Source organism: Candidatus Komeilibacteria bacterium CG_4_10_14_0_2_um_filter_37_10 (genome assembly GCA_002793075.1).
GTDB lineage: Bacteria > Patescibacteriota > Patescibacteriia > UBA1558 > UBA1558 > UM-FILTER-37-10.
Genome location: PFPO01000018.1, coordinates 1 through 13,710 on the forward strand (window position 1 = coordinate 1; position 13,710 = coordinate 13,710).

General features: G+C 36.2%; 16 protein-coding genes. All 16 read right to left on the reverse strand.

The features are described from left to right. The coding region (locus COX77_00950) for a transcription elongation factor GreA (protein PIZ99628.1) at positions 1 to 317 on the reverse strand (317 nt) is incomplete at its 3' end. Between the two features lie 53 nt (positions 318 to 370). Further along, complete coding sequence (gene mrdA / locus COX77_00955; GenBank protein ID PIZ99629.1) at positions 371 to 2,308, reverse strand: penicillin-binding protein 2; 1,938 nt, start codon at positions 2,306 to 2,308, stop codon at positions 371 to 373. Next, positions 2,305 to 2,814 (reverse strand): hypothetical protein, encoded by a 510-nt coding sequence (locus tag COX77_00960; GenBank protein ID PIZ99630.1) that lies wholly within the window; start codon positions 2,812 to 2,814, stop codon positions 2,305 to 2,307. The genes mrdA and COX77_00960 overlap by 4 nt, the downstream gene beginning before the upstream one ends. Next, positions 2,801 to 3,595 (reverse strand): rod shape-determining protein MreC, encoded by a 795-nt coding sequence (gene mreC, locus COX77_00965; GenBank protein ID PIZ99631.1) that lies wholly within the window; start codon positions 3,593 to 3,595, stop codon positions 2,801 to 2,803. Before mreC ends, COX77_00960 begins: the two co-directional genes overlap by 14 nt. Positions 3,596 to 3,599: 4 nt before the next feature. Beyond that, the gene (locus tag COX77_00970; GenBank protein PIZ99632.1) at positions 3,600 to 4,649 is read right to left on the reverse strand and encodes a rod shape-determining protein; all 1,050 of its coding nucleotides are present in this window, start codon (positions 4,647 to 4,649) and stop codon (positions 3,600 to 3,602) included. Next, positions 4,649 to 5,893 (reverse strand): hypothetical protein, encoded by a 1,245-nt coding sequence (locus tag COX77_00975; protein ID PIZ99633.1) that lies wholly within the window; start codon positions 5,891 to 5,893, stop codon positions 4,649 to 4,651. The genes COX77_00970 and COX77_00975 overlap by 1 nt, the downstream gene beginning before the upstream one ends. Beyond that, positions 5,890 to 6,177, reverse strand: a complete 288-nt coding sequence (locus tag COX77_00980; protein ID PIZ99634.1) for a hypothetical protein — start codon at positions 6,175 to 6,177, stop codon at positions 5,890 to 5,892. The genes COX77_00975 and COX77_00980 overlap by 4 nt, the downstream gene beginning before the upstream one ends. Continuing rightward, complete coding sequence (gene rseP, locus COX77_00985; GenBank protein ID PIZ99635.1) at positions 6,177 to 7,277, reverse strand: RIP metalloprotease RseP; 1,101 nt, start codon at positions 7,275 to 7,277, stop codon at positions 6,177 to 6,179. The genes COX77_00980 and rseP overlap by 1 nt, the downstream gene beginning before the upstream one ends. Before the next feature lie 6 nt (positions 7,278 to 7,283). Next, entirely contained in the window at positions 7,284 to 7,841 is a 558-nt protein-coding gene (locus COX77_00990; protein ID PIZ99636.1) for a ribosome recycling factor, read from the reverse strand. A gap of 20 nt (positions 7,842 to 7,861) precedes the next feature. After that, complete coding sequence (locus COX77_00995) at positions 7,862 to 8,908, reverse strand: hypothetical protein (protein PIZ99637.1); 1,047 nt, start codon at positions 8,906 to 8,908, stop codon at positions 7,862 to 7,864. 2 nt (positions 8,909 to 8,910) lie between these two features. Then, positions 8,911 to 9,894 carry a hypothetical protein gene (locus COX77_01000; protein PIZ99638.1) on the reverse strand — a complete coding sequence of 328 codons (984 nt, stop codon included), beginning with the start codon at positions 9,892 to 9,894 and terminating at the stop codon, positions 8,911 to 8,913. Between the two features lie 60 nt (positions 9,895 to 9,954). Beyond that, on the reverse strand, positions 9,955 to 10,374 hold the full coding sequence (locus COX77_01005) for a ribonuclease H (GenBank protein ID PIZ99639.1): 420 nt from the start codon (positions 10,372 to 10,374) through the stop codon (positions 9,955 to 9,957). Positions 10,375 to 10,377: 3 nt separating this feature from the next. Next, positions 10,378 to 12,135, reverse strand: coding sequence for a single-stranded-DNA-specific exonuclease RecJ (recJ, locus tag COX77_01010; protein PIZ99640.1), 1,758 nt, complete (start codon positions 12,133 to 12,135; stop codon positions 10,378 to 10,380). After that, entirely contained in the window at positions 12,101 to 12,310 is a 210-nt protein-coding gene (locus COX77_01015; protein ID PIZ99642.1) for a ferredoxin, read from the reverse strand. The genes recJ and COX77_01015 overlap by 35 nt, the downstream gene beginning before the upstream one ends. 44 nt (positions 12,311 to 12,354) lie before the next feature. Continuing rightward, positions 12,355 to 12,903, reverse strand: coding sequence for a hypothetical protein (locus COX77_01020; protein ID PIZ99641.1), 549 nt, complete (start codon positions 12,901 to 12,903; stop codon positions 12,355 to 12,357). Positions 12,904 to 12,909: 6 nt separating this feature from the next. Continuing rightward, positions 12,910 to 13,614, reverse strand: coding sequence for a 2-oxoglutarate synthase (locus tag COX77_01025; protein ID PIZ99643.1), 705 nt, complete (start codon positions 13,612 to 13,614; stop codon positions 12,910 to 12,912). Positions 13,615 to 13,710: the final 96 nt, after the last annotated feature.

Below are 13,710 nucleotides of genomic sequence, written 5' to 3' on the forward strand. Positions count from 1 at the left end.
GTAGCGCCGACAATAGAATAGATTGATTCTTTAATGCCATTGCTTATTTGAATCTTAGAACCAATGCCCACGATAGACTCATTGCTTTTGGTGACAATTGTCGCTTCTTTTTTTAACAGTTCAATTTCCAAAATCCGACCCTCATTATAAGCCTGCTCTTCACGAGCTTGATGATACTCGGCGTTTTCCGATAAATCACCAAGGTCTCTGGCTTGCGAGATTTTATCTGACAAAAAAGGACGCTTTTTTTTGCGTTCGTCCAATTCGCTATTTAATTTCCTTAAGCCCTCGGGAGTTAATATTTTATCGGTGGTCATAATTTTAGTGATAATATATTGATATTACTATGACAAAAGTACTATGTCAATGATTACTTATCTGCTAATTGAGAAAAATAGTACTCTAATATCCTTTTCATAATTGGTACTGCTAAATCTGTACTTTCACCACCATTTTCCACTAAAACTGTCCAGGCAATCTCGGGATTTTCATAAGGTGCAAAACCAACGAACCAAGAGTGTGTTGGTTTATCAGTTTGTGCTTGCGCGGTCCCTGTTTTGCCGGCAGCTGTGTAATTTGGACTTTTGATTTGTTGAGCACTTCCGGCAAGCACTGCTTCGCGCATACCACGACGCACGATATCAATATTACTAGCACTGAATAAACCAGTTTGATATACTTCCGGATCTAACAAGATGAGTTGTCCATTTTCTTTTATTGCCTTTACTACTTTCGGTTTAAGATAGGTGCCTTGATTGGCCAAAGCAGAAACATAAGCAGCTAATTGAATTGGGGTCACCAATAATTCACCCTGACCAATAGCCATATGCATGCTATCACCCGGATACCATGGTTCTTTCTTGTTTTCCCACTTCCACTCGCGATTAGGAACTAAACCAATTGCTTCACTGGGTAAATCAATACCAGTTTTCTGGCCAAAACCAAAGCGAGTTAAATAAGAGTACATCCGATCAACTCCTAAACCAGTTACTCCATTATATTGTTCAACGCCAATCATATAGAAATAAGTATTAACTGATTGCGCCAGAGCTTTGATAACATTAGTAATGCCATGACCACCGGCTTTCCAATCAGGAAAAAACCATTGATCGTAATGGATCCCGCCAGTGCTATTAAAAGTTGTTTGCTCGGTAACAACCCCCTCTTGCAGTGCCGCGACGGCAATTAGTGGCTTAATGGTCGATCCGGAGGGATATTGGCCGGCAATAGACCTATTTAAAAGTGGTCGCTCATCGCTTTGAAAAATACTATCATACTCCTCACTACTTAAACGTTTACTGAAAACATTGTTATCATAGGTAGGAAATGATAGCAGCGCTTTAATGCCCCCGGTTTTTGGTTCCATAATTATAATCACACCTTTTGTTTTCTTTCTATTTTTTGCTAATTCGTTAAAAACTGCAAAAGCTTTTTTTTGCAAGTCAATATCTAAATGTAACAATAAATCCGAGCCCGATTGGGCATCGCGCCAAGAAATAACTTTCAATTCTCGGCCCTTGGCATTCACCTCAATATTTTTGATACCCACTTGACCGCGTAAATTTACTTCATATTTTTTTTCCAGTCCTCCCTTGCCCAACCAATCAATTAATTGGTAATTTTGCTCTTGTAAAGAGCTATATTCATCCTCAGTAATTTTTCCTAGATAACCCATTAATTGGCTAGTCTCATTGCTATAAATATACTGTCTCACTGACCGTTCTTGCACTTCAAAGCCAGACCATTCCTGTTCTTTAATCTTAAAAGCAATAGCTTGTTGGTCATCTAAATTTTCTACTAAATCCATCGTTTGATAGCTCATTTGTCTGGCGTTTTCTATTTTTTTTAACAATTCAGTTTGTTGCTCTCCTGTCTTATCTGCTATCTCTTTGGTAATTCGCTGAATAACCGCAGTATTGGAACTAACATATGCGGGTGTAAAAAATAGCGAATAGCTCGGTATATTGCGAACCAATAACTGATCGTGATCATCAAAAATTAAACCACGTTTAGGCATAATAATCACTTCTTTCAACCTATTTCCCTCAGCAACACCACGGTAGTAATCACCACGCCAAAGTTGTAAATATGATGTCCTACCTAGTAGTATAAAAAAACTTATAATTAAAATCGCCAGTAAAAAAATTATTTTACCGGGGGTTATATTTTCCCATAACCAAATACTCTGATCATTACTATTAGGTATATAACCATCTCGCCAAATTGACTGATTGGCATCCTTCAATAAATAGCCTTTCACTGGTTGGCCAGATAATTTAATATTAAAAGGGTCACGATTAGCGTTCATTTTTTACTTTTCTTGTTACTGATTAATCGGAAACTATAAATGATTACTAACAATAAAAAGTTTAATAATAAATAATAACCAAACTGACTGGTATTAAATTGATTGATTGTTGTATCGCGCCAAAAATTTAGTAAAACTAATAATAAATAATCCAACCAAAAATATAAGCTGCAAGCTAATAAACCAAATAATGACCAACTAAGAAAATTTTTAAAGACAAACCACCGACTAAAAAAATAAACATTAAATAAATAAATAATTAACAGAGAAATTGTATTAACCGCGGGTAAATTATAAACTAAATCCAGACAAATTCCCGCAGCAATCCAGAGGTAAATATTTCGTGTATCATGATAATGATAAAAAAATAACAATTCCCACAACAATAGTGGCCAGAGAGTACCAAATACACCCCAAGCAGAAATTATTCCCACCTGCATTAAAAAAATAACTACAGTTAATGAGCTGATATAAATTTTATGGTGCATAAACTTATTCAATAACAATCGAAACGTTTTGTATTTTTTTATAATCAACCGCGGGAATAATCTCAGCTTTTTGATACAAATCGTTTTGATTATTAATAATACTACCAATTTTACCAATAATATACCGATGCTTAATTCTTTCCTCTAAACCTGAGCTATAAATCAAATCGTTAACAGCAATCACATCGCTAGCGGGAATCATGTCCATGATTAATCCGAGTCCCAAATTTCCTCTTAATAAACCCTGAGTTTCATGGACATTACCAATAACTGCTGCGACTACTGACTGATGATTACTAAGCAAGGCGACAATAGCTCTTTTCTCATCCATCTGCAAAATCTTGCCAATCAATACGCCATTATCAATAACTACCGCCTGACCAATAGCTAGACCATCGCTCAAACCTTTATCGATCATCAATAAATCCGATTGAAATAATTGTTTACCAATAACCCGAGCAATAATTAATTGGCTGTTATTTTCATTTTTATAGTTAAGTTGCTTACGAAGAAAATCATTTTCTTTTCTTAATTCTAACAACTTAACTTGATCGATAGAGCAACTCAGCAACTGCTGACTTAATACTTCATTTGTTTTTAACAAATTATCCTGAGCAAAAATATTATTAAAGGTGGCATAAGTTCTTTGTCCAACATTAAATAAATAACCCTGCGCGGGCATTAAAAAAAAATTAATCGCGTTTCTTATTGGTTGCCATAAATCAGTTATCGCAAAAATCAAAACACCAATTAAACAAATAATTAATAAACTGATCTTATAAGTCTTTTTTCCTAACATCTCATTAGTTTACTAAATAATTTGTAGGCGGAGCCAATAATGATTTTAAATTATCAAAATCTTCCAGCACGACACCAATACCGCGAACCACGGAGGTTAGTGGATCATTAGTAATATGAACGGGAATCTTTAACTCGTTGCCGATTACTTTATCCAAACCCATTAACAGCGCCCCGCCACCGGACAAAACAATTCCTTGTTGATAGATGTCCGCTACTAACTCGGGTGGTGTTTTTTCTAAAGTATCACGAATATTTTCAATAAGAACCTTAATGTTTTTAATAATTGCTTCTCGTACCTGACCATTACTAATACTTATCTCTCGGGGTAATCCCGTATATAAATCACGTCCCCGAATTTTCTTTTCTTGCGAATCAGTACCAGCAAAGACACTACCAATAGTTATTTTCAAATCTTCTGCTGTTTTTTCGCCCAATAATAAATTAAAATTTTCTCGGACGTATTGAATAATATCTTGATCAAATTTATTACCGCCAAATTTTAGAGAGGTAAAGGTAACTACTCCACCTAAAGAAATAACGGCGATTTCGGTAATACCAGCTCCTAACTCCACAATCATATTGCCACTTGGCTCCTGGATTGGTAAACGGGCGCCAATGGCTGCAGCCATTGGTTGCTCGATCAAAAAGACCTGACTAGCTCCCGCGCCCATCGTCGCATCCTCTACCGCTTTGCGTTCTACTTCCGTAATATCCAGAGGAATACTGACAATAATTTTTGGTCGCGGGGCAAAAGAAAAATTTTCACGATGCACGCGATCAATAAAATATTTGATCATCTTTTCCGATACCTCATAGTCAGAAATAATACCCGCTACCAAGGGCCGAGAAATCGTAATATGAGTTGGTGCTTTACCAACCATTTTTCTCGCATCTTCACCGACAGCAATAATCTGATCAGTTCTATTATTGATAGCCACAATTGATGGATCGTTAACTAAAATTCCTTTATCACAAATATAAACCAGTGTATTGGCCGTACCGAGATCTAAGCCCATTTCCCGAGAAAATTTGGCAAAAAATTTATTGAACATTAGGGCGTTATTAATTTATTAAGTAATTCTTTCTCTGATAATAAAAGAACGTCTTTACTATTGCGCGCTTTATACTCAACTAGGGTGTTGGTCTTCTCACTAATCACTAAACGGATAGGTAAACCGACTAGATCAGCTTCTTTTAATTTACTACCGGGACTTTCGACGCGTTCATCAAACAGCACGGTCAATCCCATCTTTTTCATTTTTTCGTACAGTGCTTCGGCTAAAATTCGTGATGCTTCGCGACGCAAGTCCAATAATAATAAATGAATTTGATAAGGAGCGACAGTAGCTGGCCAAATAATTCCCTGCTGATCATGATGAACTTCAACTATGCTACCCAAAATTCTTGACGGCCCAATACCATAACAACCCATAGTAATAAAATCTTTTTTACCATTTTTATCCATAAAAGATAGATTCATATCCCGACTAAATTTCTGACCCAACTTAAAAATATTACCCACCTCAATAGCCCTACTTTCGGAGACTTTGTGTTTTTTACAGGCGGGACAAATCTGTCCCACGCTGATTTGACACACTTCTTTATTCTGTGCCCAACCGCAGGAACACCAAAAAATTGTATCTTCGCCACTCTCGGTAAGTACTTGGAATTCGTGAGAATACTCCGAAGTAAATGCCCCACCAGAGGCTTCAACAATCTTGGCATCTAACCCGAGACGAGAAAATATTTTAAAATAAGCTACTTTTACTTCTTCGTAATAATCTTCTAAATTATTAACGTCAGTATGAAAACTATAAAGATCTTTCATTACAAACTCGCGTCCGCGTAACAAGCCAGATTTAGCTCGTGGTTCATTTCTAAATTTATCCTGAATTTGAAACAAGGCTAATGGCAAATCCTTGTATGAATTTACTCTTTTGCGTACCAAATCAACAACCACTTCTTCATGCGTAGCACCGAGACACAAATCAGAACCACCGCGGCCCTTTAACTGAAATAATATATTCTTCATGCTTTCCCACCGCTTGGTTTCTTCCCATAATGAACGTGGTTGTAATGCGGGCATATATATTTCTTGCCCACCAACCGTAATCATTTCTTCACGAATAATGCTTTTGATTTTATCTAATACCTTAAGGCCTAGTGGTAGATAAGTATAAACACCAGACATTAATTTATCGATAAAACCCGCTCGTAATAAAAGCTGGGCATTAATTGCTGTTTCTTCGCCGGGAATATTTTTTATTGTTTTTAAAAAAAATTTTGATTGTCTCATAGTATTTTACTAAATGCTTGTTGAATTCTTTGGACTTCTTCTTGGACAACGCTAGAGTCATCATCGGCAGCGTGCGCTTTGATCCCCTCGTGCCGACCCTTTCTTTGATCAAGATGCAGTGTCAGGGAAACACCATTGTCATCTTCCGACTGAGCATAGATGTGAAATCGTGGATAATAATCAGCACCTAGTCTCTTAACGTAGGCATTGTTTAATGGGTAGTAGCCCAAACGACGTAAAACCGTTGGCCAGGGATAGTTATTTTTGGTTATTTGAAAATGCATTAATTTAAAATATTCTTAAACACATTAATGATTCTTTCGCCATATTTTGTTAAGTCTTTGTATGTTACTAAAAACATCACAAAAAGCAAGGCAAAGAAGCCAACATTATGCATCACGCGTTCTAAAGTTTCATTATTAGGCTTGCCTCTGATTTTTTCAATGATGAGAAATAAAATACGTCCCCCATCAAGTGCTGGTAGTGGTAATAAATTTACAATAGCTAAATTTAATGAGAGAAAAGCCATAAACTGTAATAAATAAACAAAACCCATGCGCTTCATTTCACCCGTCAAGACGGCGACGCCAATAGGACCAGCTAATTCCAAAGATGGTCCCTGGCCAACAATCAATCCTTTAACTAAAAGAAATAAAGCGATTATTATCTGACCTAAAGTATAAAACGTCGCTTTAAATCCTTGCCAAATAGCTTGCCACCACGGAAATTTAACGGTACCAGATTTTACCAAATAGACGCCGAGAATGGATTTTTCACCCGAATTTAAATCTGCTTCTTTCACCAAATCTTGACCCTCTCTTTTAATTTGCAAAGTAATAATCCGATCGGGATCATTTTTTATTTGATTGACAACCTGTTCCACTGATTGAACTGGCAGATTATCGATCGCCACTATCTGATCATTCATTTTTAAATCAATCTTTTCCGCGACACTATTTTTTTCAATTTGAATGATTTGGATTTTTTCATTACTAATCGTGGCATTACTTATTGATTGATCAACAACACTTGGTAAACCAATTAAGAAACCAATACTTAATAAAACAAAGGCTAAAAACACATTCATGGTAACACCAGCAACTAAAATGATAAAACGACGGTAAGCTGGCTGATGACTAAAGCTGTCATCATCATCTTTATTTTCACCACCCTCCCCTTTAATTTTCACAAAACCTCCAATCGGTATCCAATTTAAGGAATAAGTTGTTTTCTTACCGGGCCAAGAAAATAACTTAGGGGGAAAACCAAAACCAAATTCTTCCACGAAGACTTTAAATTTTCGCGCGGCCCAAAAGTGTCCTAGTTCGTGCACTAAGACAAGCAATCCTAATATGATTATAAATACAATAATTGTGGATAACATAATTTACTATAAAGTCATTATCTCTTTTTCTTTATACTCAGCCAATTCTTTTAACTTCTCCTGACATTCTTTGGTTTTTTCATCAATCTCTGCCAAGCGTCGGAATTTGTCATCTTCTGATATTTGCCCCTCTTCTTTTAGAGCTATATTATCTTCTCGTACCTTATCTCGTAAACTACGGAGTTTTATTTTTGCCGTTTCCATTTTTTCCTTCACCCTTTTAACCAATTCCAATCGCGCTTCTTCGGTCAGTGGTGCAAATTTTAATCTCACTGTATCACCTTCTACCATCACAGTGGCGTGGAAATCATTATTTTGTAGAGCCTTGTTAATCTCTTTAGTATTATTTTGATCCCAGGGTTTAATCAACAATAAATTTGGCTCTGGTGCAGAAATGGTAGCCAGTTGTAGTAGTTCCATCATAGCGCCATAGCAAGAGACTGTAACATTCTCCACTAAAGATGGTGTAATGCGACCAGTCTTAATATTTTTTAATTCTTGTTGATAAAAATCACTTATTTTCTGCGCCCCAACAAGGAAATCATTTAAATATTCTTTATTCATTTTATTATCTTAACTAATTATTATTTCGCCGCTCCGGCATATATTACTTCTTCCGGACCGGCAATGGTTAATAGAGTGACAAAGTTGGAGGTAGTTGCAATCTTTTTTGTGGCCCAATTTTGACCTCCATCAACTGATAAATAAAAGGTATTATTAGCTAAATAATACATTTTCTTACTGTCTTGGTAAGATACGCTTAAACTGGAAATTGTGACTGCGCTCGGTGGTGTTAATAATGGTAAAGATCGCCAATTCTGACCATCATCAAGAGATTCAAAAATACCATAGTTATTAGCATAAATCACTCGGGATTGATTGTTCGGATCCAATAATAAATCTCGCCAGTTATTCATGCCGCGCCACTGATTTTCTCCAGTATCTGTTACGTTATTCCAAGTGGCTCCCCGATCAACAGAGCGAAAAATACCTTTATTGATAGTGGCTACATAAATAATATTCTTTTTACTGATCAAAATCTCTCTTACATCAGCAGCAAAATTATACAAAGACTTCCAGGATTTACCCTGATTCGTGCTTTGATACAAAGAACCTAAATTATTGGCGGCAAATACTACGTTACTATCATTAGAATCGGTAACGACTGTGGTTATCCGAGCCTCAGGTCGAGATTCATTAAAAACACTCTGCCAATTACGAGTACAATCGGTTGATCGATAAAGCTGATTAACCGCAGCAGTAAAAATAGTGCAATGATCAAAATAACTAACAGCAATATCATTAATACCACCAACGTTTTCCAGTGTCCTTTGCCATCCCGTACCACCATTTACCGTAAAATATAAACCGTTTATTCTACTACCAGCATAAATAACTTTATTGTCTTGAGGGTCTTTAACTAGCAAAACTATATCAGCAGCGGCAAAGTTTTCTTGCTGCCCAACAGATAATAAATTAGAAACATTTTGCCAGTTATCACCTAAATCACTACTCATAAACACTCCTTCCTGACTACCAACAGGGCTCTGATTAACTTTGATAAAGCATCCGCTTAACGGTAATGATATTAAGGCAATGACTAAAACTAAAAATAAATTACGTTTCGACATAGTTATGTCATTAAAAATAAATCTTCAAGTACTAATTTCTGATTTTGATTATAGGCTTTACGCTCTTTCATATTCTGTAATTTGTTAATCAAAGATAGTAAATTTGGCCATTCTAAATCTCGCCCCGCTATTAAACTATCATAATATGATGACCCTAAAATCTTGCGCCCAAGTAGACAACGGGCGATAATAGCTGTCCGTTCAATAATATTTTCCAGCTGGTAAGTACCGTCTTTAATTTTACTTAAATTATCCAATAAAGTCATTTTTTGGGCACTGGTTGCGAGAATTAAATCAATTATTGTTTGCACAAAATTTAATTCTCGCAGCTGGGCCCGAGGGTCAGCAAGTAATTGGATTACTCTACCTGGGCGACCATCAGCGCAATAAACAACGTCTCTTCTGGTCGCTGATAATTCGTTGCAGTCATAAGCGAAATGCTTAAATAAAATTTGATTATTAACCCGCCGCCACCTAAAAAGTTGGCCCCGAGATTTAATAGTTGGTAAAATATTATTTTCATCTATGCCGGTTATAAAAATAATTGTCTGACCAACCGGCTCTTCAATGGTTTTTAATAGAGCGTTAGCTGCTTCCTCACTCATCTTATCCACTTCTTCAATAAAACCAATTTTGTAGGAATTATAAAATGGTTTAGTAGCAATAGATTTTTGCCACTGACGTACTCGTTCAATACTAATAGTGTCCTTTTCGCTATCCGGTAATAATTGATAATAATCAGGGTGAATATTTTTAGCCAACTGCTGGCAGGGTGCACAACTACCACAAGGGGCACCATCGGCGTTTGGCTGAATACAAAGAATTGCCGCAACTAATTTGGATACTAAAAAACTCTTGCCTAAATGTTCTGGTCCAATAAATAAATAGGTATGAACAAATTTACGAGTCCGCAAACAATTTTGCCAATAATGAATAATATTTTCATTACCAATAAAATCCCAAAAATTGTGATAATTTATTGTCATAACTCACACAAATATAACACAGAACGTACTAATTGACAACTGAATATATTGAATAAAAAATTATCTTTTTTTAGCCAACTGACGATCAAGCATTTCATTAACTAATTGATCAGCAGCACAATTACGTTCTCGTGGAATATGACAAAAAGATATTTTCTTAAATTTTAACTGGCAATTCCAAATTTTTACAAATAATTTTGCCAAGGTTAAATCGCGAACTTTGTACTCACCTTTTAATTGTTTAATTAGTAGTTCACTGTCAGCAAAAACATCTACTTGTTCAATATCTAATTCAACGGCTTTTGTCAGGCCCAATAAAAGAGCTGAGTATTCAGCAACGTTATTGGTCGCCTCACCTAAATAAATACTACCCTGATCAACAATTTTCTCCGACGTATCTTTTATAACATAAGCGCCAGCAGCTGGGCCGGGATTGCCTCGTGATCCACCATCAGAATATAATTTAATATGCTTTAACATAACTTAATTTCTAATATCAATAACTTTTAATTGCAGTTCGCGATACCCATGCCACTCATTAACTATAATTTTTACTGCCAAATCAACATCGGACTGACTTTTTAATAATTTTACTTTGTCGGCCATATTGAAAGCAATAGCTTTTCTTCTTTCTCCATTTTGTCCAATAGTCAAGCGCAGATGTTGCTCGTCTTTGCCGACTAATTGATAATTTACTATCTGGGCTTGAGTAATTAAAAAAATCGGTTCTTCATTGTCTTCACCAAAAGGTGCAAAAAGCTGAATAGACTCGAAAAGTGGCCAATCAACAGCAGCCAAAGATAATGTCTGTTCGATAAATATCTGTCCTGCCAAATCATGATTTAATAATAACGATCGACTATCATTCTCTATTTCCTTTTTAAAAAGTTCAAACTTATCCTTATTAATTACTAAACCGCAGGCCATCATATGACCACCGTATTGCACTAAATAATGCTCTAATTTTTGCAAGGCATTAGTTATGTGGTAACCATCGATACTCCGTCCAGAACCAACTATGTCTTGATCGCGATCAGTAAGTACAAAAACTGGTCGCTGTAACTTATCAGCTAATTTACCAGCAACCAGACCCAGCAAACCAATCATTAATCCGGGATGATAAAAAAGCAATGTTTGTTGGGCTATTTGTGAAAAATCAGCTACTACCTCCCCCAAGAACATCTGAACATATTGTTCGGTTAGTTTCTGCCGATCAATATTGCTCTGATTTAATTCGCTGGCTAAAGTAATAGCTTCGGCAATATTTTCTGTGACTAGTAATTGATAGGCGGTATTAGCATGCTTCATGCGACCAGCCGCATTTAACCTTGGCACTAATTGCCAACTTATTTTCTGGATATCTAACTGTTGGGGATCAATATTGATTAATTCCATTAATTTTTGTAAACCCAATCTTTTGGTTCGTTGCCAAACGATTAATCCATATTTTGTCAAAGTTCTGTTTTCTCCCAAAAGCGGAACCATATCACCAATAATACTACAAGCTACTAAATCAAGCAGCCACTTTTCTTCTCCTTCTATTTGCTTAGTACTAATATTAAAATATGGCTCACGTAGTAAGCCTTGAACCAATTTGAAACCCGTGGCACCACCAGACAAATAAGCATAGGGGTAAGAACTATTAGCTAAACGACAATGAATAATAGCTATGGCGTCAGGTAAGAACTCTGGCAAATCATGATGATCAGAAATAATGACGTCCATCTGGTACTGCTGCTGAGCGTATTTGACCTCCGCGCGATTACTAATACCACAATCAACGGTTATTACTAATTTAACTCCTTGTTCCGATAAATAATCAATTGCTTGTTTATTCACTCCATAGCCTTCTTTTTCTCGATGGGGAATGTACGTAATCAAATCGGTAAACCCCAAGAAACTTAAACCACGATAAAGTATTGCTGATCCACAAACTCCATCGGCGTCATAATCGCCATAAATAGCTATTTTCTCTTTTTGCTGATGCGCCTGCACGATCCGCTGTACTGCTCGGGTCATATCCCGAAATAAATAAGGATCGTGAATATCTCGTGAATAATCAGGATACAAAAACTCGTCAATTGATTTTTGCTCTGTCAATTGACGATTGTACAACAGCTGTAAAATATTATGATCTATTTCAGGAAAAGAATTAATAAAATCAGCTGGCGCTACGGTTGCTAAATTCCACTTCATCGTTAATTTATTACTGATCTTTAAGGCTAATGGTAATAGCGGCATCAGGACAAATACTCTCACACTGACGACATTGGATGCATTTATTTAAATCAATATCAATAGCGTTTTGTCCATAAACACCTTTATTCTGTTGATGGTATTGTAAACATTTTTTTGGGCAAATGGCAATACACAGACCACATCCCTTGCACAGAGCTAGGTGATTATTAAACTGCATCTTGTGATTTTCCTTTTGCCAGGTTTGCCAATGAGATGACATAATTATAGTTTATAACCAATGATTAAAGCGTTTTTATTAATATCAACAATTGGTTGATCGTATTTATTGGTAAAATATTCAGCTACTAGCGGCATAGCGATTTCTATATTAGTTAAATTAATTTTTTTTATCAGTAACCCCAAAACAATACTGCTGATTGATTTGGCTAAACCTAATTCGTTAGCCATGGTACTTAACGCATAAGCAGTACTATTCTTCATCTTCTTGATCTCGGGAGTTGTAAAATCACTATTATAATACAGTTGTGTTTTACTATCGATCAGATTTTCAACTCGTTGACCAGATCGCTTAGCTAATAACAAAATATGATCGGCGCTAGAAAATTTAGGATAATCTAAATGTTGGGAGCTAATCCGAATAAAAGCAATAGATGAGCCACCTCTTTGCTCGACGCCATAATTAGGAACATACGTGACGTGGTATCCTGACTGGCGCATTATTTTCGCCAATAATTTACCAGCTGTTTGCACTCCTTGACCACCTTCACCAACAAGACAAACATTAATTATTTTTTGTTCAGCTACTTTCATAATATTTTAAAATTCACCTAAAGGATATTTTATTTTTAACTCTTTTAAATAAGCTAGGGTCGCACCAGCATTAGTGTGCCAATTAGTTGGACAAAATGATAGTATTTCCACAAACGAAAAACCCTTTTTTTGCTGTTGCCACTGTAATGCACTGGCTAAATATTTTTTCATTTGTATTTGATTATCCACCGCTGCTCGCGCTAAATAAACAGGCGCTGGTGAAATCGAGGTTAATAATTTAATACCATCAATTTGCCAGTCACTATCAATAACACCAGTAGCTGTTTTTTGACCACGAATTGATGTCGGGGCCCTTTGTCCACCGGTCATACCATAGTTGGCGTTATTCACTAAAATAACAGTTATGTTGTCATTGCGCAGACGGGCATGAATGAGATGTTGCAAACCAATGGCATAACCGCCACCATCGCCAATCATGGCCAGGGCAATATTATTAGGCTGACTCATTTTGTAACCCACCGCCAGTGGTATTGTTCGACCATGATGAGTTTGGGTAGTATCCACATTAAAAAAATCCCACGCTAATAATGAACAACCGATATCCAAACTCAAAAAAGTTTGATTCTGAATATTCATCTCGTCAATATTGGCACCGAGTGCTTTCATTAATAAAGGATAGCCACAACCAGGACAAAAACGGTGTGGCTTAGAAGATAATTTCCAGCAATGTGGTATCACTAAATTACTCATTTGATTATTTTCCATATTTCTTGAGCGGAAATACCGATTCCGGGTTTACCCCAATGGACAATCGGTATGTCTTTTACTTGTAAATTTTCTTTAACT

Bases quoted from the DNA above. Each gene is read 5' to 3' on its own strand.
- COX77_00975 (PIZ99633.1), bottom strand. From the start codon at position 5,893: ATGAGACAATCAAAATTTTTTTTAAAAACAATAAAAAATATTCCCGGC.
- COX77_00980 (PIZ99634.1), bottom strand. From the start codon at position 6,177: ATGCATTTTCAAATAACCAAAAATAACTATCCCTGGCCAACGGTTTTA.
- COX77_01025 (PIZ99643.1), bottom strand. From the start codon at position 13,614: ATGAGTAATTTAGTGATACCACATTGCTGGAAATTATCTTCTAAGCCA.
- COX77_01005 (PIZ99639.1), bottom strand. From the start codon at position 10,374: ATGTTAAAGCATATTAAATTATATTCTGATGGTGGATCACGAGGCAAT.
- rseP (PIZ99635.1), bottom strand. From the start codon at position 7,277: ATGTTATCCACAATTATTGTATTTATAATCATATTAGGATTGCTTGTC.
- mreC (PIZ99631.1), bottom strand. From the start codon at position 3,595: ATGTTAGGAAAAAAGACTTATAAGATCAGTTTATTAATTATTTGTTTA.
- COX77_01020 (PIZ99641.1), bottom strand. From the start codon at position 12,903: ATGAAAGTAGCTGAACAAAAAATAATTAATGTTTGTCTTGTTGGTGAA.
- COX77_00970 (PIZ99632.1), bottom strand. From the start codon at position 4,649: ATGTTCAATAAATTTTTTGCCAAATTTTCTCGGGAAATGGGCTTAGAT.
- recJ (PIZ99640.1), bottom strand. From the start codon at position 12,135: ATGCCGCTATTACCATTAGCCTTAAAGATCAGTAATAAATTAACGATG.
- COX77_01000 (PIZ99638.1), bottom strand. From the start codon at position 9,894: ATGACAATAAATTATCACAATTTTTGGGATTTTATTGGTAATGAAAAT.
- COX77_01015 (PIZ99642.1), bottom strand. From the start codon at position 12,310: ATGCAGTTTAATAATCACCTAGCTCTGTGCAAGGGATGTGGTCTGTGT.
- COX77_00995 (PIZ99637.1), bottom strand. From the start codon at position 8,908: ATGTCGAAACGTAATTTATTTTTAGTTTTAGTCATTGCCTTAATATCA.
- COX77_00990 (PIZ99636.1), bottom strand. From the start codon at position 7,841: ATGAATAAAGAATATTTAAATGATTTCCTTGTTGGGGCGCAGAAAATA.
- mrdA (PIZ99629.1), bottom strand. From the start codon at position 2,308: ATGAACGCTAATCGTGACCCTTTTAATATTAAATTATCTGGCCAACCA.